Annotated in this window: 22 protein-coding genes; 13 read left to right on the top strand and 9 right to left on the bottom strand. The window is 71.1% G+C overall.

Features of this window, described 5'->3' with window-relative positions; all coding sequences use genetic code 11:
* Positions 1 to 195 precede the first annotated feature (195 nt).
* The 4 genes from BKA14_RS24350 to BKA14_RS24335 all read left to right on the top strand — a co-directional run bounded on the left by BKA14_RS24350 (position 196) and on the right by BKA14_RS24335 (position 4,786).
* Positions 196 to 2,580, top strand: coding sequence for a ComEC/Rec2 family competence protein (locus BKA14_RS24350; RefSeq protein ID WP_239092707.1), 2,385 nt, complete (start codon positions 196 to 198; stop codon positions 2,578 to 2,580).
* Positions 2,581 to 2,594: 14 nt separating this feature from the next.
* Positions 2,595 to 3,128 carry a GNAT family N-acetyltransferase gene (locus tag BKA14_RS24345; protein WP_184953189.1) on the top strand — a complete coding sequence of 178 codons (534 nt, stop codon included), beginning with the start codon at positions 2,595 to 2,597 and terminating at the stop codon, positions 3,126 to 3,128.
* 243 nt (positions 3,129 to 3,371) lie between these two features.
* On the top strand, positions 3,372 to 4,355 hold the full coding sequence (gene holA / locus BKA14_RS24340; protein WP_184953188.1) for a DNA polymerase III subunit delta: 984 nt from the start codon (positions 3,372 to 3,374) through the stop codon (positions 4,353 to 4,355).
* Positions 4,352 to 4,786 (top strand): hypothetical protein, encoded by a 435-nt coding sequence (locus BKA14_RS24335; protein ID WP_184953187.1) that lies wholly within the window; start codon positions 4,352 to 4,354, stop codon positions 4,784 to 4,786. The genes holA and BKA14_RS24335 overlap by 4 nt, the downstream gene beginning before the upstream one ends.
* 360 nt (positions 4,787 to 5,146) lie before the next feature.
* On the opposite strand, the gene rpsT is transcribed toward BKA14_RS24335, so the two are convergent.
* Both rpsT and BKA14_RS24325 read right to left on the bottom strand, forming a co-directional pair.
* Positions 5,147 to 5,413, bottom strand: coding sequence for a 30S ribosomal protein S20 (rpsT, locus tag BKA14_RS24330; RefSeq protein WP_184953186.1), 267 nt, complete (start codon positions 5,411 to 5,413; stop codon positions 5,147 to 5,149).
* 141 nt (positions 5,414 to 5,554) lie between these two features.
* Positions 5,555 to 6,523, bottom strand: a complete 969-nt coding sequence (locus tag BKA14_RS24325) for a phosphotransferase (protein ID WP_184953185.1) — start codon at positions 6,521 to 6,523, stop codon at positions 5,555 to 5,557.
* Between the two features lie 54 nt (positions 6,524 to 6,577).
* On the opposite strand from BKA14_RS24325, the gene BKA14_RS24320 reads away from it, so the two are divergent.
* The 4 genes from BKA14_RS24320 to BKA14_RS24305 all read left to right on the top strand — a co-directional run bounded on the left by BKA14_RS24320 (position 6,578) and on the right by BKA14_RS24305 (position 10,321).
* On the top strand, positions 6,578 to 7,111 hold the full coding sequence (locus tag BKA14_RS24320; RefSeq protein ID WP_184953184.1) for a DUF4240 domain-containing protein: 534 nt from the start codon (positions 6,578 to 6,580) through the stop codon (positions 7,109 to 7,111).
* Between the two features lie 63 nt (positions 7,112 to 7,174).
* Positions 7,175 to 7,981 (top strand): MOSC domain-containing protein, encoded by an 807-nt coding sequence (locus BKA14_RS24315; RefSeq protein WP_184953183.1) that lies wholly within the window; start codon positions 7,175 to 7,177, stop codon positions 7,979 to 7,981.
* Positions 7,982 to 8,084: 103 nt separating this feature from the next.
* Entirely contained in the window at positions 8,085 to 9,965 is a 1,881-nt protein-coding gene (gene lepA, locus BKA14_RS24310) for a translation elongation factor 4 (RefSeq protein WP_184953182.1), read from the top strand.
* 80 nt (positions 9,966 to 10,045) lie between these two features.
* Positions 10,046 to 10,321: a GlsB/YeaQ/YmgE family stress response membrane protein gene (locus BKA14_RS24305; RefSeq protein WP_184953181.1), complete on the top strand. Its 276-nt coding sequence runs from the start codon at positions 10,046 to 10,048 to the stop codon at positions 10,319 to 10,321.
* Positions 10,322 to 10,420: 99 nt separating this feature from the next.
* On the opposite strand, the gene BKA14_RS24300 is transcribed toward BKA14_RS24305, so the two are convergent.
* The 3 genes from BKA14_RS24300 to BKA14_RS24290 all read right to left on the bottom strand — a co-directional run bounded on the left by BKA14_RS24300 (position 10,421) and on the right by BKA14_RS24290 (position 14,081).
* On the bottom strand, positions 10,421 to 12,244 hold the full coding sequence (locus BKA14_RS24300; protein WP_239092708.1) for a PAS domain-containing protein: 1,824 nt from the start codon (positions 12,242 to 12,244) through the stop codon (positions 10,421 to 10,423).
* Between the two features lie 139 nt (positions 12,245 to 12,383).
* Entirely contained in the window at positions 12,384 to 13,241 is an 858-nt protein-coding gene (locus BKA14_RS24295; protein ID WP_184953180.1) for a hypothetical protein, read from the bottom strand.
* 63 nt (positions 13,242 to 13,304) lie between these two features.
* A complete protein-coding gene (locus tag BKA14_RS24290; protein WP_184953179.1) occupies positions 13,305 to 14,081 on the bottom strand; it encodes an enoyl-CoA hydratase-related protein in 777 nt (258 codons plus the stop codon).
* Positions 14,082 to 14,117: 36 nt separating this feature from the next.
* Between BKA14_RS24290 and hemW the strand changes: the two genes are divergently transcribed.
* Positions 14,118 to 15,374 carry a radical SAM family heme chaperone HemW gene (gene hemW / locus BKA14_RS24285; protein WP_184953178.1) on the top strand — a complete coding sequence of 419 codons (1,257 nt, stop codon included), beginning with the start codon at positions 14,118 to 14,120 and terminating at the stop codon, positions 15,372 to 15,374.
* 33 nt (positions 15,375 to 15,407) lie between these two features.
* Here hemW and BKA14_RS24280 read toward each other — a convergent pair whose 3' ends face one another.
* The gene (locus tag BKA14_RS24280) at positions 15,408 to 16,043 is read right to left on the bottom strand and encodes a DUF4870 domain-containing protein (protein WP_184953177.1); all 636 of its coding nucleotides are present in this window, start codon (positions 16,041 to 16,043) and stop codon (positions 15,408 to 15,410) included.
* 151 nt (positions 16,044 to 16,194) lie between these two features.
* Here BKA14_RS24280 and hrcA point away from each other — a divergent pair, with 151 nt between their 5' ends.
* The 4 genes from hrcA to BKA14_RS24260 all read left to right on the top strand — a co-directional run bounded on the left by hrcA (position 16,195) and on the right by BKA14_RS24260 (position 19,608).
* Positions 16,195 to 17,217, top strand: a complete 1,023-nt coding sequence (gene hrcA, locus BKA14_RS24275) for a heat-inducible transcriptional repressor HrcA (protein WP_184953176.1) — start codon at positions 16,195 to 16,197, stop codon at positions 17,215 to 17,217.
* Positions 17,218 to 17,234: 17 nt separating this feature from the next.
* Positions 17,235 to 18,371 (top strand): molecular chaperone DnaJ, encoded by a 1,137-nt coding sequence (gene dnaJ, locus BKA14_RS24270; protein WP_184953175.1) that lies wholly within the window; start codon positions 17,235 to 17,237, stop codon positions 18,369 to 18,371.
* 118 nt (positions 18,372 to 18,489) lie between these two features.
* Complete coding sequence (locus BKA14_RS24265; RefSeq protein ID WP_184953174.1) at positions 18,490 to 19,017, top strand: hypothetical protein; 528 nt, start codon at positions 18,490 to 18,492, stop codon at positions 19,015 to 19,017.
* A 129-nt stretch (positions 19,018 to 19,146) separates the two neighbouring features.
* Positions 19,147 to 19,608 carry a DUF8821 family protein gene (locus tag BKA14_RS24260; RefSeq protein ID WP_184953173.1) on the top strand — a complete coding sequence of 154 codons (462 nt, stop codon included), beginning with the start codon at positions 19,147 to 19,149 and terminating at the stop codon, positions 19,606 to 19,608.
* On the opposite strand, the gene BKA14_RS24255 is transcribed toward BKA14_RS24260, so the two are convergent.
* Genes BKA14_RS24255 through BKA14_RS24245 form a run of 3 tightly spaced genes read right to left on the bottom strand, consistent with a single transcriptional unit; the run spans position 19,592 to position 21,770 of the window.
* Entirely contained in the window at positions 19,592 to 20,551 is a 960-nt protein-coding gene (locus BKA14_RS24255; RefSeq protein ID WP_184953172.1) for a quinone oxidoreductase family protein, read from the bottom strand. The genes BKA14_RS24260 and BKA14_RS24255 overlap by 17 nt on opposite strands.
* A complete protein-coding gene (locus BKA14_RS24250; protein ID WP_184953171.1) occupies positions 20,548 to 20,910 on the bottom strand; it encodes a hypothetical protein in 363 nt (120 codons plus the stop codon). The genes BKA14_RS24255 and BKA14_RS24250 overlap by 4 nt, the downstream gene beginning before the upstream one ends.
* A complete protein-coding gene (locus BKA14_RS24245; protein WP_184953170.1) occupies positions 20,907 to 21,770 on the bottom strand; it encodes a DODA-type extradiol aromatic ring-opening family dioxygenase in 864 nt (287 codons plus the stop codon). The genes BKA14_RS24250 and BKA14_RS24245 overlap by 4 nt, the downstream gene beginning before the upstream one ends.

The following is a 21,770-nucleotide window of genomic DNA, read 5'->3' as shown; positions in this document are numbered from 1 at the left end:
TCGGGCCGGAGCGCCGGCCGGGCCACACCGTCCCCGAGCCACTCTCCTCGTGCCGGCCGGCGGGCCACCTCGGTCGGGAGCCCGGCCGCGGGACGCGCGGCTGGACCGGGCGCGGCTGGACCCGGCGCAGCGGCCCTCCGGAAGGCGGACGGCGTCCCCGATCTGCGGCTGGCCGGCTTCGCCGTCGCGGTGTGGATGTCGGCGCTGGCTGCCCTCTACCTCACCGCGCGCGCCGGCATCCTGATCGGGGTGGGCGCGGCCGCTCTGGCCATCGCGCTGACCGTCGCGATCAAGCGGGCCGCGGCGGGTGGAGCCGACCACCAACGGCAGGCCCCGCCGCGGGCGGCCCCGTGCCGTTCGGGAACCGGGCGGAAGAGCGACGACGCCGGCGGCTCGCGGGCCGGGTGGGCGCATGCCGGGCGGTGGGTGGGGCCGGCCCTGCTGCTCGGGGTGGCTTGCGGAGCGGTGACGACCGGGGCCCGGGTGAGTGTGCGGGAGGCCGGGCCGTTGGTGGAGGTGATCCGGGCCGGTGATCCGGTGTGGATGGAGCTGATCGTCCGGGATGATCCACGGGCGTTGAGGAGTTCCGCGGGGATGCCGCCGACGTACATCGTGGCCGTTGATCTCCAGGCCGTGCGGCCGGAGCACGGGGCGACGCTGCGGTTGTCGGCCCGGGCCCTCGTGCTGGGCAGCGATCCGGCGTGGCGGGGGCTGCTGCCGGGGCAGCGGGTCAGGGCCGAGGGCAAGCTGATGCCGCCCCGCGGTGGGGACCTGCGGGCGGCGGTGGCCTCGGTGCGGAAGGCGCCGCAGGTGGTGGGACGACCGTCGTGGGCGCAGCGGGCGGCGGGGGCGCTGCGGGCGGGGCTGCAACGGGCCTGCGAGCCGCTGCCCGATCGGCCCGGTGGGTTGCTGCCGGGACTGATCGTCGGGGACACGAGCCGGCTCGACCCGGCGCTCGAGGAGGACTTCCGGGCGACCGGCATGACGCATCTGAACGCCGTTTCCGGCGCCAACGTGGCGATCGTGCTGGGGGTCGTGCTGTTCGCGGTGCGGCGGACCCGGGCCGGGCCGGTGATCACGGCGCTGGTCTGTGCGGCGGCGCTGGTGGGGTTCGTCATCCTGGCGCGGCCCTCGCCGAGTGTGGTGCGGGCCGCCGCCATGGGGGCGATCGGACTGATCGGGCTGGCCTCGGGGCGACGCCGGGCTGCCCTGCCGGCGCTGGCCGCGGGCGTGGCTGTGCTGATCCTGGCCGACCCGGAGCTGGCCTCGGACGTCGGGTTCGCGCTGTCGGTGCTGGCCACGTCGGGCCTGCTGCTGCTCGCGCCGGTGTGGCGGGACGGCTTGCGGGCCCGGGGCTGGCCGCCGGGGCCGGCCGAGGCGCTCGCGGTTCCGGCGGCCGCGCAGGTCGTGTGCGGGCCGGTCGTGGCCGGGCTGTCCGGCGCGATCAGCATCGTGGCGGTCCCGGCCAACCTGCTGGCCGTGCCCGCGATCGCCCCGGCCACGCTGCTCGGGGTGACGGCGGCAGTGATCTCGCCGGTGTGGCCGGCCGGGGCCGAGTTCGCCGCGTGGCTGGGGCACTGGCCGGCGCAGTGGCTGGTGCTGGTGGCCACCTACGGCGCCCGGGTGCCGGCGGGGGCGCTGCCGTGGCCGGGCGGGCTCACCGGCGCGCTGCTGCTGGCCGTGATCACCGTCGGGCTGCTCGTCGCCACCCGGCGGCCCCTCGTCCGCAAGCTGGTCACGGTGGTGACGCTCGGAGGTGTGCTGGGCGCTTTGCCCGTACGGCTGCTGGCCTCGGGCTGGCCTCCGCCGGGCTGGCTGGTCGTGGCGTGCGCGGTGGGGCAGGGCGACGCGATCGTGCTGCCCGCCGGCAGTGGGCGCGCGGTGGTGGTCGACGCCGGGCCCGAGCCGAACGCGGTCGATCACTGCCTGCGCCGGCTCGGGGTTCGTCAGGTGGTGCTGTTCGTGGTCAGTCACTTCCACGTCGACCACATCGGCGGCGTCACGGGTGTCTTCCGCGGCCGGGACGTGCGCGCGGTGGTCGGACCGTCCTGGCCGGACCCACCGGCGGGCCGGGCGGCCGTACGAGCCGCGGCCGGGCGGGTCGCCGTGCACGCGGTGGGGCCCGGGTGGGCGTACGAGGCCGGGAACGTGCGGTTGCGGGTGCTCGGGCCTGTGGAGCCGATGCGTGGCACGAACTCCGACCCCAACAACAACTCCCTGGTGCTGCGGGCCGAGGTGGACGGCCGGACGATTCTGCTGCCGGGGGACGCCGAGACCGAGGAACAGGAGGACATGCTCACCCACCTGGGCGTCGGCGCCGTACGGGCGGACGTGCTCAAAGTCGCCCATCACGGGAGCAGCTATCAGAGCGCGCGGTTCCTGGACGAGATCCGGCCGTCGGTGGCGCTCGTGTCGGTCGGCGCGGACAACGATTACGGCCATCCGAACGGGCCGCTGCTGGCCCGGCTGGCTCGGGGTGGTGCGCGCGTGCTGCGTACGGATCAGCTGGGTGATCTGGCCGCCGTGGCCTCCGGGCGCGGGCTGGCCGTCGTCGCGCGCGGTGATCCGCCGGCGCCCTGACGGACAATGCCGGGATGAGGCGCGAGACGATCACCGCGGGTGGCCTTCAGTTGCGGCCGTTCGAGGAGAGCGACATTCCCTGGGTGTACGAGGTGTCGCTGGACCCGCTCGTGCAGAAGTATCTGCAGATCCCGGTGCCGTATCACCTGGCGGACGCCGAGTTCTTCGTCCGGGAGATGTCGATAGCGGGGTGGGATGCGGGAACGAGGGCGGAGTTCGTCGTTGTGGCGGGGGAGGTGCGGCTCGGCCGGGTCGGGTTCGGGCTCGACGGGTCCGGGGCGGCGCAGATCGGCTACTGGATGGATCCGGCGGCGCGTGGGCGGGGCGTCGCCACGGCGGCGGTGCGGGCGTTGTGCGGGTGGGGGTTCGGCCCGCTCGGGCTCGGGCTGATCGAGTGGCGGGCTGAGGTCGGCAACCATGCGTCGCGGCGGGTGGCGGAGAAGGCCGGGTTCCGGTTCGAGGCGATCCTGCGGCAACGGCTGGTGCATCGCGGCGCGCGGGTGGACGCCTGGGTCGGGTCGATGGTGCCTTCGGAGCTGCTGGGCTGACGGTGAGCCGGGGCGGACGACACGCCCGGGGTAGGCCGTTCAGGTCGTGCTCGTTCGCGGGCGACGTGCGTCGATGGCCGATCGGTCCGCTTTGTTCCACCGAGAAGACATTCAGCCTGATCGAGCCTTGATCGGCGGTTGCGGGGCATGGCCGAACGCCGATATGTCGGCTTTCGCGTTCCGTGATCGACGAGTCTGCGCTAAGGAGTGAGCCTCGCGGAAACGTCAGCCCTTCGTGCAACGATGTTGGGCGTGAACACCGCGCCTCCCGCCCCGTTGCTGCTCGTCCAAGGCGATGAGGAGTTGCTCGTCGCGCGCGCGGTCACGGCCGCGGTCGACGACGCGCGGGCCGCCGAACCGGGCGCCGATGTGCGCGAATACGAGGCGGGCAGCCTGCTGCCGGGTGAAATCGCCGAGATGCTGAGCCCGTCACTTTTCGGCGGGCGGCGCGTTCTGGTGCTCCGCTCCGGTCAGGATGCCAAGAAAGACCTGATCACCGCCCTGCTGGCGTACGCCAAGAATCCCGACCCCGAGGTCTCGCTGATCGTCACCCACCTGGGCGGCGCCAAGGGCAAGGCCCTGGCCGACGGGCTGCGCTCGGCCGGCGCCACCGTCGTGGCGGCCGCCAAGCTCAAGGGCGACCGGGAGCGGATCGCGTTCGTGCGGGACGAGTTCCGGCGCAACGGGGGCAAGTGTGACGAGGCGGCCGCGTCCGCGCTGCTCGCCTCCGTGGGCAACGACCTGCGGGAGATCGCCGCTGCCTGCTCGCAGCTGCTCGCCGACACCGACGGCAAGATCACCGAGGCGGTCGTCGCTCGGTATTACAAGGGCCGGGCCGAGGCGAGCGGGTTCACCGTGGCCGACGCGGCGATGATCGGCGACGTGCCGGGGGCGCTCGAGGCGCTGCGGTGGGCGCTGCACGTCGGCGTCGACCCGGTGCCGATCGCCGACGCCATCGCCGACGGGGTGCGTACGGTGGCCCGGGTCGCCTCGGCCGGGCGCGGCAACCCGTATCAGATGGCCAGTTCGCTCGGCATGCCCGCGTGGAAGATCCAGCGGGCTCAGGAACGCAGCCGCGGCTGGACGCCGGAGGGGCTGGTCGACGCCATGCAGGCCGCCGCCGCCTGCAACGCCGCCGTCAAGGGCGGGGCCGAGGACCGTGGCTTCGCGCTGGAGCAGGCCGTTTTCGCGGTCGCCGCGGCTCGGCGCGCGGGTGGGACGCGATGAGCCGCCGTCCCGAGCAGTTCGACGTGCACCGGCCGATGTATGCCCGGATGCTTCGCCTGAAGTTCCTGACGCCCAACGGCTTCCTGTGCTTCGTGTTTCTCGAGGGCGCGGTCGCGCTGGGCATCCTGCTGGCCCTGGCCGAGCTGGTGAGCTGGTGGGGCGTGATCGTGCTGCCGCTCACGGTCGCCATCATGGTCAAGCTCAACGACGTGATCGCCGGCGCGCTGACGCCGGTGCCGGCGGCGGCCCCGGTGGGCGTGCGGCCGCTGGTCGAGCACGCGACGGTGCCGCCCCCGGCCGACGACGCGACCGCCCGGCTGCCCGGCATGATCAGCCGGGAGCGGGGCGCCCCGATCAAACGGCCGTGGGTGGAGCGGGCCGAGGCCCAGCAGCAGTGGATCCGCCAGTCGGCGACGCGCCGCTACGAGTAGGCCCGCCGCCGATTGCTGCCGCTTCCGCCGCCGGTGTGCGCCTGCTGCCGCTTCGCAGCGCTCGTGGGTCCTGCTGCCTGCCGCTCCCGTGCTTCCGTAGCTCGGGGGCCGTCCGAGTGCTCCCGTAGTTCGGGGGCGTCCGAGGCGGTCGCAGTCAGGCCGTAGACAGACCCGAGCTGGTCGATCGCGGCGCGAGCTCCGGGGAGTGGTCGAACCGGCTCGGCGACAGGTCGAGGCCCCCACCTACGCGGTGAGGACGCCCGGTGAACGGCGTTCTGCCCTCGAAGGCGTGCCAACAACACCGGGCACCGCAGCGGACCCCGAAGGGCCCGGCGATGCCCGGGGTGTGACTGCGGAACGTCAGGCAGACAGCGCGGCGACGCGCTTGGCGATGGCCGACTTGCGGTTCGCCGCCTGGTTCTTGTGGATGACGCCCTTGCTCGCGGCCTTGTCCAGCTGACGAGAGGCGTCACGCAGCAGCGTCGTCGCGGTCTGCGTGTCGCCGGCCTCGCTCGCCTCGTGCAGCTTGCGAATCACGGTCTTCAGCGACGACTTGACCGACTTGTTGCGCAGCCGGGCCTTCTCGTTCTGCCGGTTGCGCTTGATCTGGGACTTGATGTTCGCCACGCGACAGCCTTGTCCTGACTAGGTGTTCGGAAAATGGTCTCGGCGGGATGGTCACCGCACCGGCTCTCGCCGACAGGATCCTCACCACACGCGATTAGCCAGCCTACCAGCACGCTCCCGAGCCGCCAAAACGAGCCCGAGTCACCAGCCGCGGCGCTCGGCCAGCCAGGCCAGGGCCTGCTCCCCGCTGAACCGCTGATGCTGACGGCTGTGCGGCGACGCGCTGCTCGGCCCGCCGTCCGCCCGCACCAGCCAATACCCGGCCAGCGCGGCCAGCGCTCCGTCCACGCCCTCGGCGGGCGCGTCCCAGCCGGCCAGGTATGCGTCCGCGTCGAGCCCGCTCGCGAATGCCGTGACCAGCAGCGTCACCGTGTCGAACCAGGCGGCGCCGCGGGTCGGCCAGGTCCAGTCGCAGAGGCGGGCGCGACCCGACCGATCGATCAGGACGTTGTCGACGCGCAGGTCACCGTGCAGCAGCGCGTCCCCCGCGACCAGCTCGGGCAGCTCCTGCTCGAGCCGGGCCAGGTGAGCCAGCCGGGTTGGTGCCACCGTGCCGTGGGCCGTGCGGGGCATCGGCTCGCCACCGGCCGCGATCTCGGTCCACCAGGAGTGTTCGCGGCGCACGATCTCGGGCAGCGGGGGCACGCCGACCTCGAGCAGCTCGCGGCTCGGTGCAGCCAGGGCGGCTGCGGCGGCCGACCAGGCGGACAGCGCCGCCTCCAGCTCGGCCGGCGGCCACGGCAGGGCCGGCACGTGCCCGTTGACCGGCTCCAGGCACAGGACGAAATACTCCGAATCGATCATCGTCCAGAGCGGCCGGGGCGCCGGCACCTCGGCGGGCAGGTGGGACGTGATGTAGGCCTCTCGCGAATACCACTCGGAGGTGGGGTCCGCGAGCGGTGCGGCCTTGACGAAGGCGGTCAGGCCGGACGAGGTGGTCAGGACGGCCGCGAAGGCCCTGGTGAAGCCGCCGCCGGCACTGCGGGCCTCCACCACCGGCGCGCCCAGGCGGGCGGAGACGGCCCGGCGCAGGCTCTCCGGAAGATCGGACCAGCCCGGCCGTACGGCGGTGGCGCCGTAGGGCACGTCGGGAAGCGAAATCGATCGCACCGTCCCATCCTGCCCTTCGCGGTTTTGTCGTACCCCACTGGCAGGATCGTCGGCATGAGAACCGATGACTTCTGGGCGGTCATCAGCCGCGCGACGGCCGATCGGCCCGCCTCGCCCGCCGATGTGGCGAAACGCGCCGCGGCCGATCTGGCCACCCGCGATCCCGAAGAGATCGTGGCCTGGGGGCGGCATCTCGACAAGGTCATGGTCGCCTCCGGCACGCAGGATCTGTGGGCCGCGGCCTATCTGATCAACGGCGGCGTCGGTGAGGAGGGCTTCGACAGCTTCCGCGGCTGGCTGATCGCGCATGGTCGCGACGCGGTGGCCCGCTCGGTGAAATCGCCCGACTCCCTGGCCGACGTGGCGGTGGTGCAGGCCGCGGCCGACACCGGCGCGGTCTTCGAGGCCGAAGAGGTGCTCTCGATCGCGGCCGACGCCTACGAGCAGGCCACCGGTTCGCCGCTGCCCGAGGGGGAGCGTCCGGTGACCCGGCCCGAGGTGGGCGACCTGTGGGATTTCGACAACGAGGAGGAGATGCAGCGCCGGCTCCCCAAGCTGTCGGCGTTGTTCCTGGCCCCACCCGACTGACCCGGATTCATCCGGTGGGAAAAGGGGTCGAGCCCGGGGAGGGGGTTCGCCAGACTGCGAGGCATGAAGACTGCTCGAGGATCGGTGACGTCGGTCAGCCGCAACGAGGTGTATTCGTTCACCAAACCCGTGCACGACGAGATCGTGCTGGTGACGGGGCTGGGGGTGGAGGGGGACTCGCACGCCGGGGTGCACGTTCGGCATCGGTCGCGGGTGCGGGCCGATCCGTCGCAGCCGAATCTGCGGCAGGTGCATCTGATCCATGAGGAGCTGTTCGACGAGGTCGCGGAGAAGGGTTACGAGGTCCGGCCCGGCAATCTCGGTGAGAACGTGACGACCCGGGGGATCGACCTGCTCGGGCTGCCGGTGGGCACGATCCTGCGCTTCGGCCCGCCGAGCGCCGGCGCCCCCGCCGGGAGCGGGGCGGCGGACGCAGCCGAGAGCGGGCTGCCCGGCGCCGACGCGTCCGTTGGGAGCGGGGCGGCGGGGCGCGGCGAGTCTGCCGGCGACGGCGGGGCCGGCGACGGTGGGGCCGGAGGGCTTGACGGGGTACTGGCGGCGGCCGATGCGGCGGCGCTGGACGAGGCGACCGCGCGGGCGGCCGAGGCGGTGCGAGCGGCGGCCGAGCGCGAGAGTGGCCACGATCCGCGGCCGGCGGTTGTCGTGGCGGGTCTGCGGAATCCGTGCGCGCAGATCAACGGTCTGCGACAGGGCCTGCTCAAGGAGCTGGTCGGCCAGGACGCCGAGGGCAACGTCGTGCGCAAGGGCGGCATCATGACGGTCGTCCTGCGAGGTGGCGCGGTGCGGCCGGGTGATCCGATCACGGTCGAGCTGCCGCCGGGTCCGCACGTGCCGCTGGACCGGGTCTGAGGTCGCTTGCTCGGGTGACGGCCGGGCTTCGCCGCGGGCGTGGGACGATAGAGGCCGTCGGCGGCGCGCCGGCGGCAACCCAGTCTGAGAAGAACGGAAGATCGTGCCTGGACCGCTCGACCCCGGCGTGAACGTGATCGGCAACACCGATCCCGCTCGCATCCGCAACTTCTGCATCATCGCCCACATCGACCACGGCAAGTCGACGCTGGCCGACCGCATGCTGCAGATCACCGGGGTGGTCGACCCGCGTCAGATGCGGGCGCAGTATCTCGACCGCATGGACATCGAGCGCGAACGCGGCATCACGATCAAGTCGCAGGCCGTCCGCATGCCGTGGACGGTGCGCGAGGGTGGTCAGCAGGGCGAGACCGCCGTTCTCAACATGATCGACACCCCGGGCCACGTCGACTTCACGTACGAGGTCTCCCGCTCACTGGCCGCCTGCGAGGGTGCGGTGCTGCTGGTCGACGCCGCGCAGGGCATCGAGGCGCAGACCCTCGCCAACCTGTATCTGGCGATGGAGAACGACCTCCACATCATCCCGGTGCTCAACAAGATCGACCTGCCGGCCGCGCAGCCCGAGAAGTACGCCGAGGAGCTCGCGAAGCTGATCGGCTGCGAGCCCGACGACGTGCTGCGGGTGTCCGGCAAGACCGGTGTCGGCGTCGACCACCTGCTCGACGAGATCGTCCGCCAGTTCCAGGCCCCCGTGGGCGAGGCCGATGCGCCGGCCCGCGCGATGATCTTCGACTCGGTCTACGACGTCTATCGCGGCGTGGTGACGTACGTCCGGGTCATCGACGGCCGCATCGAGGCCCGCGACCGCATCAAGATGATGTCGACCGGCGCCGTCCACGAGCTGCTCGAGATCGGCGTCGTCTCGCCCGAGATGGAGAAGGCGGGCGCGCTCGGCGTGGGCGAGGTGGGCTATCTGATCACCGGTGTGAAGGACGTCCGCCAGTCCCGCGTCGGTGACACGGTGACCGGCAACGCCCGCCCGGCCAACGAAGCGCTGGGCGGCTACAAAGACCCCAAGCCGATGGTCTACTCGGGTCTCTACCCGATCGACGGCTCCGATTACCCGGCGCTGCGTGACGCGCTCGACAAGCTCAAGCTCAACGACGCCGCGCTCACCTACGAGCCCGAGACGTCGGCCGCGCTCGGCTTCGGCTTCCGCGTCGGCTACCTCGGCCTGCTCCACCTCGAGATCATCGGCGAGCGGCTGGAACGCGAGTTCGGCCTCGACCTGATCTCCACGGCGCCCAACGTGGTCTACCGCGTCTACACCGAGGACGCCGAGGAGCGGGTCGTCACCAACCCGAGCGAGTTCCCCGACGGCAAGATCTCGGAGATCCACGAGCCGGTCGTCCGGGCCACGGTGCTGGTGCCCAACGACTACGTCGGCGCGGTCATGGAGCTGTGCCAGAGCCGGCGCGGCAGCCTGCTGGGCATGGAGTACCTCTCGTCGGAGCGGGTCGAACTGCGCTACACGCTGCCCCTCGCCGAGATCATCTTCGACTTCTTCGACCAGTTGAAGAGCAAGACGAAGGGCTACGCCTCCCTCGACTACGAGCCCTCCGGCGAACAGGTGGCCGACCTGGTCAAGGTGGACATCCTGTTGCACGGTGAGCCGGTCGACGCGTTCAGCGCGATCGTCCACAAGGACAAGGCCTATTCGTACGGGGTCACCATCGCCTCGAAGCTGCAGAAACTCATCCCGAGGCAGCAGTTCGAGGTGCCGATCCAGGCCGCCATCGGCAGCCGCATCATCGCGCGCGAGACCATCCGCGCCATCCGCAAGGACGTGCTCGCCAAGTGCTACGGCGGTGACATCAGCCGCAAGCGCAAGCTGCTCGAGAAGCAGAAAGAGGGCAAGAAGCGGATGAAGATGGTCGGCCGGGTCGAGGTGCCGCAGGAGGCGTTCATCGCCGCCCTGTCGACATCCGACGGTCCGGACACCAAGGGAGCAAACAAAAAATAAAACGGTTTGGGTTTTCGACCACTCGGGAACTCTGGGGCTCGACGGACGCAACAACTGCTTCACCCCGAGAGGAACCCCCAATGACTGTCACCGGCATCATCACCGCCCTCGTCGTCGGTCTCATCATCGGCGCCCTGGGCCGCCTGGTCGTACCCGGCAAGCAGAACATCCCGATCTGGCTGACCCTGGTCATCGGCGTTGTCGCCGCCCTGCTGGGCACGGTGCTGGCCCGGGCGACCGGTGTTGCCGACACCAAGGGCTTCGACTGGATCGAGCTTCTGTTCCAGGTCGTGCTCGCCGCCATCGGTGTGGCTCTGGTTGCCGGTTACGGTGGCCGTCGTCGCGTCCACCGCTGACGACAGGCGATCGTCGATCGCGGAACCGAACGAAGCGCCGGACCACATGTGGTCCGGCGCTTCGGCGCGTTCGAAGGGGCGGCCGAGCCGGCGGGCGGCTCAGTACCGGAACTTGTGCTGGGCGCTGCGGCGGTTGACCCAGGCCGGGAGTTCGTCCAGCTGGTCGCGGTGAGGAATGGTGTCGGCGATGTCCTGCGACTCGGTGACGTTGCGCATCGTGATCACGAAGCCTTGCACCAGACGGTCGCCGCGCAGATCGCGGTAAGTGGCCTCGACCAGGGCCTGGCTGTGGTCGGGGCGGCGCAAAGCACAGAAGATTGTGCCGTCGCCGCCGGCCGTGAACGCGCGGCGGATCTGGCCGCGGTCGTCGGGGTGGACCAGATCCTCCAGGGTGGCCAGCGGGGAGAGCTCGTCGTCGCCGAGCAGGTCGTGCAGGGCCGGGCTGGCGTAACGGATGCGCTGGTCCTCGTCGAGCACGAGCATCAGGTCGGCCGTGTTGCTGATCACAGCCCGCAGGTAGAGGTCGCTGTCGCGGCGGCCGACGGCCTCGACCAGGCTGATCCGGTCGAGGGCGAGCGCGGCCTGCCCAGCCAGCACCTCGAGCGCGTCGTGGGCCGCGGCGAGCCCGTCCCGGCGGCCGGTCAGCACCAGCGCGCCGCCGCTGGGACGGGCCACGGCCAGCGGTTCCAGCCAGAGCGGGCAGACGAGCGTCGCCTCCTCGCCGTCACGGCCGGCCGCTCCCGACCGTGACCAGGCCCCGAAGCGCCGGGTCATCCGGGCGGGGCCCCGGCGCCGCAGCGGCCGGGCGGTGTTCGCCGAGCTGCCGGCCGCGCCGGCTTCGATGACAGCGTCGGCGGGCCTGGAGACCGGAGCGGCAGGCGCCGACGGCACGGTGGCCGAGGGCCGAGACACCACGGTCGGGGCGACCCACCAGGTGCGGTGGCGGCCGGGCGGGGGCGGGGGCAGGGCCTCGGCGGCCAGCCCGCGGTCGTCGGGGGCGAAGACCACGCGGCGCAGGGCGTCCCGGGGGAGCAGGACGGCCACGGCGTTGCGGACGGCCTCGTCGACGGCGGGCACGTCGGCCGCGGCGACCAGGGCCGTGCTGGCGCCGCGCAGACCCTGCTCGCGGCCCAGGGCCTGGCTGTTGAGCGTGGCCGAGTCGGCCAGGCGGGTGATCGTCAGTGTCAGCGTGATGGCGGCGGCGATGGCGATCGGGACGCCGTCGTTCACTCCGCCCTGCAGGGCCTCGATCAGCAGCACCAGGGGCGGGGTGGCCACCGAGGCGCCGAGCAGGGCCGCCCAGCGGCCGCGCCAGCGAGGCGTGCTCGGGGTCATCGGCTGGGTCAGGCGCACCATCGACGGGTGCAGCGCGGCCAGACCCCAGGTCACGTAGAGCACACGGTAACCGGTCTCGCCGGCCTCGCCGGGGAACAACGGGTACAGCACGTCACCGGCCAGCAACCCGATCGAGCCGGTCAGCAGCAGCATCGCCGCGACGTTGCCCCGCACGGCCAGGTTGAGCCGGACCGCCACCCCGATGAGCAGCAGCGAGCCCATCACGTCGGACGCCGAGATCTCGCCCGCGAAGCCGTTGTCGCCGATCGCGAAGACCCACACGACCAGCAGCGCGGCGCAGGCGAAGGCCAGCAGATCGAGCAGCCGGGCCCGGTCGACCAGCACCGAGCCGCCCTGCGTGAACTGCCATAACGCGCCCGCCACGAGCACGAACATCGCGAGGTAGAAGCCCGTCGCGAAGGACATTTCGTCAAATGCGTAGAAAACATCCCCGATGGCCAGGACGGCGACCGCCCCCGCCAGCAGCAGCCACGGCACGACCCGTGCCGGGCGGTGCCGGCGCAGGCCCACGATGATCGCCGTACAGCTGCCGGCACCCAGGAGTATCCACTCGATTGCCCTCGACACGTCCTACTTAGTACCAGGGTGGTAGCTGTCTGTCCATGTCGATGTATACGCTACGCAACTGCGCACCCGAATCGTTCATCATCACTGCGAGTCACCAGCCGGATGGCCGAAACTTTCGGGCTGCCGCCGAAACGGGACGTCAGTTGAAGACTTCGGCGACGACCCGGCTGGTGCCGGCGGCGCTTCCGGCGGTTACCGCCTGCCACTTACCGTCAGGGGCGTGCCACTCCAGGTCGCCGAAACGTACCCGTTCGAGACCCGTGGCCGAGGCGTGCGCGACCAGCCAGTGGGCGTAACGCCAGCCCGCACTGGGATCGGCCACCTTGACCGTGAGCCCGCCGGCCTGCTTGGCAGCCGCCGACTCGGGCAGGCCCCGGCCCCAGTCGAGCCGCAAGCCGTCCATCAGCGCGGCCGCCGCCTCGGCCCCGCGCAGCACCGGCGAGCCGCTCACACTGCACTCCACGGCCCCGGTCGCACGGCCGGTGAGAGCCCGGGCCAGCACCGCCGACTCGTCGGCCCATTTCTCGTACGCATTGGGATAGGCCGAGCGCTGCACCTTCTGCGCGGCGTCGGTGACCCGCATCTTCTGGTAGCCCTTGACCTTCTTGAGCGACGCGTAGAACTTGTTGGCCGCGTACCGAGGGTCCTTGATCTGCTCGATAGTGCCCCAGCCCTGACTGGGCCGCTGCTGGAAGAGGCCGACCGAGTCGCGGTCGCCGTCGTCGAGATTTTCCAGCTTCGACTCCTGGAACGCGGTGGCCAGCGCGATCACCACGGCCCGCTCGGGCATGCCCCGGCGCAGACCCACCGCGGTGATCGTCGCGGCGTTGGCCATCTGCACGTAGTCGAGCGTGACCTCACCGTCGGCCCGTACGGTGCACTCGGGGCCGATCTTCGGAAGCTTGATGCCGTCGGAGAAGGTGTTCACGACGACGAAGACGCCGAGCGCACCGATGAGCGCGACGATCGCGAGCGCCACGATCGGTGACTTGCGCACTCACACCCCCAAAGGCGTTGTCGGTAGGCGACAAGAGTAGTCAACGAAGTCACCCGATCTGCGTCACCCGCCGGATCCGGGAGCGGCGGGAACCCAGCTGGCCGGCCTCTTCTCGCGCAGCGCGGCCACGCCCTCGCGCCCCTCGGCCGACTTGAAGTAGCCCGCCGAGCGTGCGGCCAGCTCGGCCAGTTCGGCGCGGATCGGCGTACGGCGAAGCAGTTGTTTGGCCCCCGCCAGGGCGAGCGGGCCGCCCAGCACGAGACTGTCGCAGTAGCGGCGAACGGTGTCGTCCAAGTCGCCGGCCGCGACGGCCGCGGTGACCAGCCCGGCCTCGGCCGCCCGGGAGCCGTCGAAGACGTCGCCGGTCAGGTAGAGCTCGGCCGCCGCGCGGGGAGACAGCCGGGGCAGCACGGTGGCGCTGATCACGGCCGGGATCACGCCCAGGCGCACCTCGGAGAAGGCGAACGTGGCCTCACGGGCGCAGACGGCGATGTCGGCCGCCGCGATCAGGCCGAGACCACCCGCACGGGCCGGGCCGGCGACGCGCGCGACGACGGGCTTGGGGAACTCCCACAGCGCGGCCAGCACGTCGGCGATCATCTCGGCCGGCACGCGGCCGTTCTCGCGGGCCTCGGCGGTCTCTTTGAGGTCGGCGCCCGAGCAGAAAACCTTTCCCGTATGGGTGAGCACGACTGCCCGTACGGACGTGTCGGTGACCGCCTCACTCAGCGCGTCGAGCAGCTCACGCATCAGGGGGGTGGACAGGGCGTTGCGGTTCGCGGGGGAGTCCAGGGTCATGGTGGTCACCCCGGCGTCGGTGACGGTACGGACCAGAGCCATGGCGGAACCCTAACGGGGAGCATGCACACTTGGAGGATGGCCGGCGCACTTCCCGATGGTGAACCCGTACCGCAGGACGGGTCCCTGCCCGACTCGGCGACGGCTCAGGTCGGAAGAAACGGATTTGCCGTTTACGTCCACGTGCCGTTCTGCGCCAGTCGGTGCGGGTACTGCGACTTCAACACGTATACCGCGACCGAGCTGGGCGGCGGCGTTTCGCGCGAGACGTACGCGGACACCGTGCTGCAGGAGCTCGAGCTCGCCCGGAACGTGATAAGTCCGGGAAATTCGGGCAGGCGCTGGGACGCGGCGGGGCCGGGCGGGCGTGCTGGTGGTGGGGTTGTCGACACCGTGTTCTTCGGTGGGGGGACGCCGACGCTGCTGGGGGCGGATGATCTCGGGCGGATTCTTGAGGGCATCGACAAGACGTGGGGACTGGCGAGCGACGCCGAGGTGACCACGGAGGCCAACCCCGAGTCGGTGAACCCCGAGTATCTGCGGCGGCTGCGAGGGCACGGCTTCAACCGGATCTCCCTGGGCATGCAGTCCGCCGCGCCCGGGGTGTTGCGGATTCTGGATCGTCAGCACACCGCCGGGCGGGCGCCGCAGGCTGCGGTGGAGGCCCGGGAGGCCGGGTTCGAGCACGTCAACCTGGATCTGATCTACGGCACGCCGGGGGAGACCGCTGACGACTTCGCCGCTTCCCTGCAGGCCGTGGTCGATTCCGGGGCCGACCATGTGAGCGCGTACGCGCTGATCGTCGAGGACGGCACGCGGATGGCGGCCCGGATGCGGCGCGGCGAGATTCCGTACCCGTCGGACGACGTGGCGGCCGATCGTTACCTGGCCGCCGAGGCTGCCCTGAGCGCGGCCGGGTTCCAGTGGTACGAGGTTTCCAACTGGGCCACGAGCGACGCCGCACGGTGCCGGCACAACCTGCTCTACTGGACCGGTGCCGACTGGTGGGGGCTGGGGCCGGGGGCGCACAGCCACGTCGGCGGTGTGCGCTGGTGGAACGTCAAGCATCCGGCGGCGTACGCGGGAAGGCTCTCGGAAGGTCTCTCGCCGGGCCACGGGCGTGAGCTGCTGACGGACGAGGACAGGCACGTCGAGGACGTGATGTTGCGGGTGCGGCTGCGTGAGGGCATCGGGCTGGACCGGGTCGACGCCGTCGGCGCCAAGCAGGCGCTGGCCAACGGGCTGCTCGACCCGGCCGCGTACGAGGAAGGGCAGTTGATCCTGACGCTGCGGGGCCGGTTGCTGGCCGATGCGGTGATCAGGGACGTGGTGTGACGCGCCGGGCCCCGTTCCCGGCGCGGACCGGCCCTACTTGATCAGGTTGATGCTGAGCGGGTAGTTGTACGGCTCGTTGTTGCTGGCCTTCACGCCGGCGATCACACCGAAGATGATGGCGATCAGCGCGGCGATCGGGATGATCACGAAGCCGATGACGGCGCAGGCGGTGGCCCACCCGATCAGCGTGACGACCGACCACACGATCTGGAAGTTGAGCGCCTTGACCGCCTCGGCCCGCACGGCCGGGGACTGGTTGCCCTTGGCCAGCATGGCGATCAGCGGCACGATCCAGCCGGACAGGCCGCCGCCGACGAGGGCGCCGAGCGCGCCGCCGAAGTGGGCGATCATGATCCAGGTCTTGTCGTCCTGGGTCTGACCGGGGCCGTAGCCGCCGGGCGACTGCTGATAGCCGTACTGCGGGGGCGGGCCACCGTAGCCGGGACCACCCGACGAGGGCGGCGGCGCACCGTAAGGCGCACCGTACGGCCCACCCGACGTCGGCGGAGGCGCACCATAAGGGCCACCCGAGGACGGCGGCGGCGCGCCGTACGGAGGCGGCGGAGGCGGTGACGAACCGGAGACCGGGTCGTTAGCCGCATATGGGTTGAACGGCGTGGTCGGGTCGTACGGATTACCTTCACCGGGCGGGCGAGGTGGTTCAGTCATGGCTGACACCGTAGAGCCGCAGTTCAACGCGGTCGAGAGCGACATGCTGATCGAGTCGGCGAATAGACACTGCGCTCGATCATCGCGCTCCCGTCGGCGGCGACGTAGACTGGCACTCTGTCCGCGTGAGTGCCAAGGGGGAGGGGTCATTGTGAGTCTGGATGACCGCAAGCTCGAGGTGCTGCGGGCCATCGTCGAGGACTACGTCGAGACGCAGGAGCCCGTCGGCTCGAAATCCCTGGTCGAGCGGCATCAGCTCGGCGTCTCCCCGGCCACCGTGCGCAACGACATGGCCGTGCTGGAGGAGGAGGGTTACATCCGGCAGCCGCACACCAGCGCCGGCCGGGTGCCCACCGACGCCGGCTATCGGCTGTTCGTCGACCGGCTCTCCAAGGTCAAGGCGCTCAGCCCGGCCGAGCGGCGGGCCATCGAGCGCTTCCTGATCGGCGCGGTCGACCTCGACGACGTGGTGCATCGCACGGTGCGCCTCCTGGCCCAGCTGACCCGCCAGGTCGCCGTGGTGCAATATCCGTCGCTGGCCCGTTCGTCGGTGCGCCACCTCGAGCTGGTGCCGATCTCGACGACGCGGCTCATGCTGGTGATGATCGCCGACACCGGCCGCGTCGAGCAGCGCCTGGTCGAGCTGCCCGCGCCCGTGCCGGCCGACGACGTGACCGATCTGCGCCGCCGGGTCAACGAAAAACTGGCCGGGCAGAAGCTGGCCGACACGCCGCCGCTCGTGCAAGGTTTGGTCGACGACTGCAGCCCCGACAGCCGCGGCACCATGGCCTGTCTGGCCTCGGTGTTGCTCGAGACACTCGTCGAGCGCAGTGAGGAACGCCTCGCCTTGGCGGGCACGGCTAATCTGACACGTGGGGGCGTGCTGGACTTCCAGGGCACGCTGCGCCCCGTCCTCGAAGCCCTCGAGGAAGAGGTCATCCTGCTCAAGCTCATCGGCGATCTGGAACCGAGCACCACCCGGGTCCGGATCGGCGACGAGAACCAGATCGACAACCTGCGGTCGGCGTCCGTGGTCAGCACAGGCTATGGCCCCGGCGCGACGATCGTCGGGGGGCTCGGCGTGCTCGGTCCCACCCGGATGGATTACCCCGGCACCATCGCGACCGTGCGCGCGGTGGCCCGCTACGTGGGCGACCTTCTAGCCCAGAACTGACGAGGATTGCGGAGCCCGTGGCCAAGGACTACTACGGCATTCTCGGTGTGAGCCGGGAAGCCACCGACGACGAGATCAAGCGCGCCTACCGCAAACTGGCTCGGCAATACCACCCGGACGTCAACCCCGATCCGGAAGCGCACGAGAAGTTCAAAGACATCAACGCGGCGTACGAGGTGCTCTCGGACGACCAGAAGCGTCAGATGGTCGACCTCGGCGGCGACCCGCTCGCCCCGGGCGGCGGGGGTCCCGGCCCCGGCGGCGCGGGCGGCCCGTTCGTCGGCTTCCAGGACATCATGGACGCGTTCTTCGGCACGGCGGCCGGCGGCAACGCCCGCGGCCCGCGCCCGCGCACCCGTCCCGGCGCCGACGCGATCCTGCGACTCGAGCTCGACCTGGTCGAGACCGCGTTCGGCGTCGAAGCCCCGATCACCGTCGACACCGCGGTGCTGTGCACCCAGTGCTCCGGCGCCGGCACGGCCCCCGGCACCCACCTGGCCACCTGCGACACGTGCGGCGGCCGGGGCGAGGTGCAGAGCGTGCAGCGCACGTTCCTGGGTCAGGTCGTCTCGTCCCGCCCGTGCGCGACCTGCCAGGGTCACGGCACGGTCATCCCGCACCCGTGCCCGACCTGCGCCGGCGACGGCCGCGTACGCACCCGCCGCTCGCTCACCGTCAAGATCCCGGCCGGCGTCGAGGACGGCATGCGCATCCGCCTGGCCCAGCAGGGCGAGGTCGGCCCCGGCGGCGGCACCCCCGGCGACCTCTACGTCGAGATCCACGAGCGTCCGCACGACGTCTACTCGCGCAAGGGCGACGACCTGCACTGCCGGGTCACGCTCCCGATGACCGCGGCCGCGCTCGGCACCCGCCTGACGATCAAGACGCTCGACAGCGAGGAGGGCATCGAGGTCAAGGCCGGCACCCAGCCCGCCTCCACGCTGCGCATCCGCGGCAAGGGCGTGCCCCACCTGCGGGGCCAGGGCCGCGGCGACCTCTTCGTGCACCTCGACGTCAAGACGCCGACCAAGCTCACCGGCGACCAGGAACGCATGCTGCGCGACTTCGCCAAGACCCGCGGCGAGGACGTGGCCGAGCTGAGCAAGCAGGGCGGGTTCTTCAGCCGGATGCGGGACGCTTTCAACGGCCACTAGAAGAGACGGAGTGGCGTAGTGGGGTGGCGGGGGTACAGTGCCGTCGCCCCCCAAGCAGCTGACTCGGCTCAGCGTCAGCGGCAATGATCAGTTTGCCGTCCTGTGCCACGCTGCCGTGGTGGAGAGCGAGGATTTCTACACCACCACTGCCCAGCTTCTCGCCGCCTTCGCCATTGCCCTCTTGGTCGTTCTGCCAGGCATTTGGCGGCAGCAGACCGCTCGGCTCCGCGGCGCAACGAGGCAACGTCAGGAAGCCTTGTATCAGCACCATCTAATCGATATGCCGACGCTCTCCTACAGCGAGGACAAGAAGCTGGGGGTGGCGACCCTTCGGTGGGCCGTCGAATGTCGTCGGCAGGCTCGGCTCTATCGGGCGGTGCAGGGCGCCGCTTCGCTTTTCTTGACGGGCGAAGCTATGGCGTTGACCGCCTTGCTCACAGGCGCCGACGGCGGGATCACTCTCCTCGCCGGTCCGGTGGTGCTGCTGGCAACGATGGCTCTTGCCGCGTTGACCGTGCTGACACCCATAGTGATGTTGCGGGACAGGCCGAGCGTGGACGGGCTGCTGCCCAGCTCTCGGCATATCGATCGCGTGCGGGCCGAGTTCGGCGGGCCTTCGCGGGGCGAACAAAGCCGGTCCTGCTGAGGCGGTCCGGCCGGGTGGGCGTGATGCGGTGGTGAATCCGGGACTGCGGTCACACCTTGCGCGCAGAATCCGTCAGGAGAGTAGAGGCGTTCCCAGCAGGGGGACGGCATGCACGCGGAGGAACCCGTCATGGCTTACGTCGTGGATTTCGCCACCGTTTCGACTGTCGGGCTGGAGTCGTCGCCGGTTGCGGAGGCGCTGGCCGGGCTGCGAGCCAACGAGGCCCGGTACTTCAAGAACAAGTTCGACCACGTGTTCACGGTCGAGCCCGCCGAGCAGGCCGCGGCGACTGTCGACTGGGTGAGCCGGATCCTCGAGGAGGAGCGGGGCCTGGTCATCGCGTCCAAGCCGCTGGAGGCGACCGCGTTCGAGGTGGACGACACGCGGATGGCGTACGTGTTCTACGAGAGCGGGCTGTCGGTCAACGTGATGTACGCCGTGGCCGAGGGTGGGAAGCGGGCGGTCGGGTTCAAGCTGTCCGACGGCATGGAGGTGCCGGAGGAGCTGGGCTCGTTCAAGTTCGCCCGGCAGAAGTCGAAGCTGGCCGGCACCATCCGTGGTTCCTACTTCGTGATCAAGAAGGAGCACTGAAGGACAGCACTGTCCGCCCGGCCCCCTGACGCGACCACGCCGAGGTCACCTCGTCGAACGGCACCACCTCGTGGGCGACCGTGAGGCGCCCGGCCGTGGCGTGTCCGGCCACCACGCCCAGCGAGTCGGCCCGTTCGCCGACCGGCAGGCCGTTGTTGGTGTAGCCCAAAATCTTGAGCGAGCCGCTGCGCAGGGTGGCCGAGTCGAGCGGGGCGGTGGCGCCGGCCGAGCTGCCCAGGTTGACCAGGCGGCCACCGGGTCGCAGCACGCGCAGGGCGGCCGCGGCGGGCACACCGAAGACCGGGTCGAGCACCACGTCGACCAGCCCCGACACCGCCCGGAGACGTTCGGCCAGCGAAACAGCGTCGTCGTCGGCCCGCAAGGCCACCGCCTCCGCGGCGCCCAGCTGCAGGGCCCGCTCCCGCGCGGCCGCCGACCGGGACACCGCGATCACCCGGGACGCGCCGGCCAGCAGGGCCAGCTGGATCGCGGATTGGCCGACGACCCCGCCCGCGCCGAGCACCACGACCACTTCGCCCGGCGTCAGGCCGCCGGTGCGGGTCAGCGCGGCGTGCGCGGCCACGGCCGAGAGTCCGAGCGCGGCGATCAGGGTCAGCGGCGCGCCGGGCGGGAGCGGCACGACGTCCACGTACGGGATGGCGACCTCGGCGGCCATGCTGCCGTCACCCGGACGCATGCCGGCCGACGTCGCGAACCACACCGGGGTGCCGTCGTCACGATGCCCGACTCCCTGCACCCCGGGAACGTACGGGGTTGCGGGTTGCCCGAAGTAGCTGGTGCCGGACGCGCAGAGCAGGTCGAGCGGGGTGATCGGGGCCGCCGCGACCCGGATCGGCACCTCGCCCGCGTGGGGCTGGGGCGGCCGCCGCTCCTCGATCGCCGGCGGTTGCCCGCAGACCCGCAGGACGGCCGCCGGGATCATGTGGCGATGTCCGGGTAGGGCATGTCGAAGTGGGCCAGCCGGGCCCCGAACGCCTTCTGGTATTGGAGCGGCTCGGTGTTGTCGCGCTCGAACATCGCGATGAACAGCGTCAGCGTGAGGAACGGATGGGCGCCCAGCTCGAACAGTTTGACGTGGTCGTGGCTGATCAGGGCCGCCCGCTCGTCGTCGGTGAAGCGCAACCACGTGCTCGACTCGCCGGTGACGCAGTTCAGCACCGTGTTGGCCCGCTCGTCCTCCCACCAGGCGACCAGCTCGCCGGGCTCGTCGCGATAGCGCTCGACCAGCTCGGGGTCGCGATCGACCGTGTAGAGGAACTTGTTGAGCAGATATTTGCTCATGCCGGCGCTCCGTTCGGATACCAGGTGAAGTAGGCCTCCATCGTGTGGAACAGGTCAAGGGTGTCGACGTGATCGGCTTTCGCGCCCGCGCCGGCCACCCCCATCATCAGCATGAAGTCCATGAACCCGTGGGTGGCGTTGCCCGGCGAGTGCAGGCTGTCCAGCGTGACCTCGCGCAGGCAGCTGTCGAGGTCGCCGGTCGCGATCCACTCGACGGCGCGCCGGTCGAACTCGGGGTCGGGCCCGTGCGGGCCGAACTGCCGGGGCCCGCCCAGCTCGAGCGACAGGTGCCCGGTGCCGATGACGGCCACCCGCAGGTGCGACGGCCAGCTCTCGACGATGCGCCGGATCGACTCGCCCAGCTTGACGAAGCGCGCGGGCTGGGGCAGCGGCGGCGCGAAGATGTTGGTGTAGATCGGCACGATCGGCAGGTCGGCCTCGGGCCGCAGCGTGATGATCGGGCACGTGATGCTGTGGTCGATCCGCAGTTCGTTGCTGAACGCCAGGTCGAAGCCGTCGTCCAGCCCGGCCCGCAGGATGTGCGCCGACAGGTCCTCCTGGCCTTTGAGCAGCATGCGCGGCAGGCCGAACTCGCGCTCCTCGTTGTACCAGTTGGCGTCGTAGAAGGGCGCCTTGCCCACCAGGAACTGCGGCATGTTGTCCAGCCAGAGCTGGTGGAAGTGGTCGGAGCCGACCATCACCAGCACGTCCGGGTTGGCCCTGGTCAGCGTCTCGCGGAAGGCCAGGATCTTGCGGGTCCACTCGTCGGCGAACGGGGGACGGTCCTCGCCGGTGGCCGTGCTGGCCCGGTAGTAGAACGGGTGGTGGGTGGACGCGATGACCGCGACGATGCTGGCCAT

Origin of the sequence: Paractinoplanes abujensis (assembly GCF_014204895.1) — a bacterium.
GTDB lineage: Bacteria > Actinomycetota > Actinomycetes > Mycobacteriales > Micromonosporaceae > Actinoplanes > Actinoplanes abujensis.
Note: the sequence above shows the minus strand (reverse complement) of the source record. Positions and strands in the feature narration are given on the sequence as shown.

Coding starts and splice junctions, on each gene's coding strand:
- BKA14_RS24350 (WP_239092707.1), top strand. CDS start 196: ATGTCGGCGCTGGCTGCCCTCTACCTCACCGCGCGCGCCGGCATCCTG.
- BKA14_RS24345 (WP_184953189.1), top strand. CDS start 2,595: ATGAGGCGCGAGACGATCACCGCGGGTGGCCTTCAGTTGCGGCCGTTC.
- holA (WP_184953188.1), top strand. CDS start 3,372: ATGTTGGGCGTGAACACCGCGCCTCCCGCCCCGTTGCTGCTCGTCCAA.
- BKA14_RS24335 (WP_184953187.1), top strand. CDS start 4,352: ATGAGCCGCCGTCCCGAGCAGTTCGACGTGCACCGGCCGATGTATGCC.
- BKA14_RS24320 (WP_184953184.1), top strand. CDS start 6,578: ATGAGAACCGATGACTTCTGGGCGGTCATCAGCCGCGCGACGGCCGAT.
- BKA14_RS24315 (WP_184953183.1), top strand. CDS start 7,175: ATGAAGACTGCTCGAGGATCGGTGACGTCGGTCAGCCGCAACGAGGTG.
- BKA14_RS24305 (WP_184953181.1), top strand. CDS start 10,046: ATGACTGTCACCGGCATCATCACCGCCCTCGTCGTCGGTCTCATCATC.
- BKA14_RS24290 (WP_184953179.1), bottom strand. CDS start 14,081: ATGGCTCTGGTCCGTACCGTCACCGACGCCGGGGTGACCACCATGACC.
- hemW (WP_184953178.1), top strand. CDS start 14,118: ATGGCCGGCGCACTTCCCGATGGTGAACCCGTACCGCAGGACGGGTCC.
- BKA14_RS24280 (WP_184953177.1), bottom strand. CDS start 16,043: ATGACTGAACCACCTCGCCCGCCCGGTGAAGGTAATCCGTACGACCCG.
- BKA14_RS24260 (WP_184953173.1), top strand. CDS start 19,147: ATGGCTTACGTCGTGGATTTCGCCACCGTTTCGACTGTCGGGCTGGAG.
- BKA14_RS24255 (WP_184953172.1), bottom strand. CDS start 20,551: ATGATCCCGGCGGCCGTCCTGCGGGTCTGCGGGCAACCGCCGGCGATC.
- BKA14_RS24250 (WP_184953171.1), bottom strand. CDS start 20,910: ATGAGCAAATATCTGCTCAACAAGTTCCTCTACACGGTCGATCGCGAC.
- BKA14_RS24245 (WP_184953170.1), bottom strand. CDS start 21,770: ATGGCCAGCATCGTCGCGGTCATCGCGTCCACCCACCACCCGTTCTAC.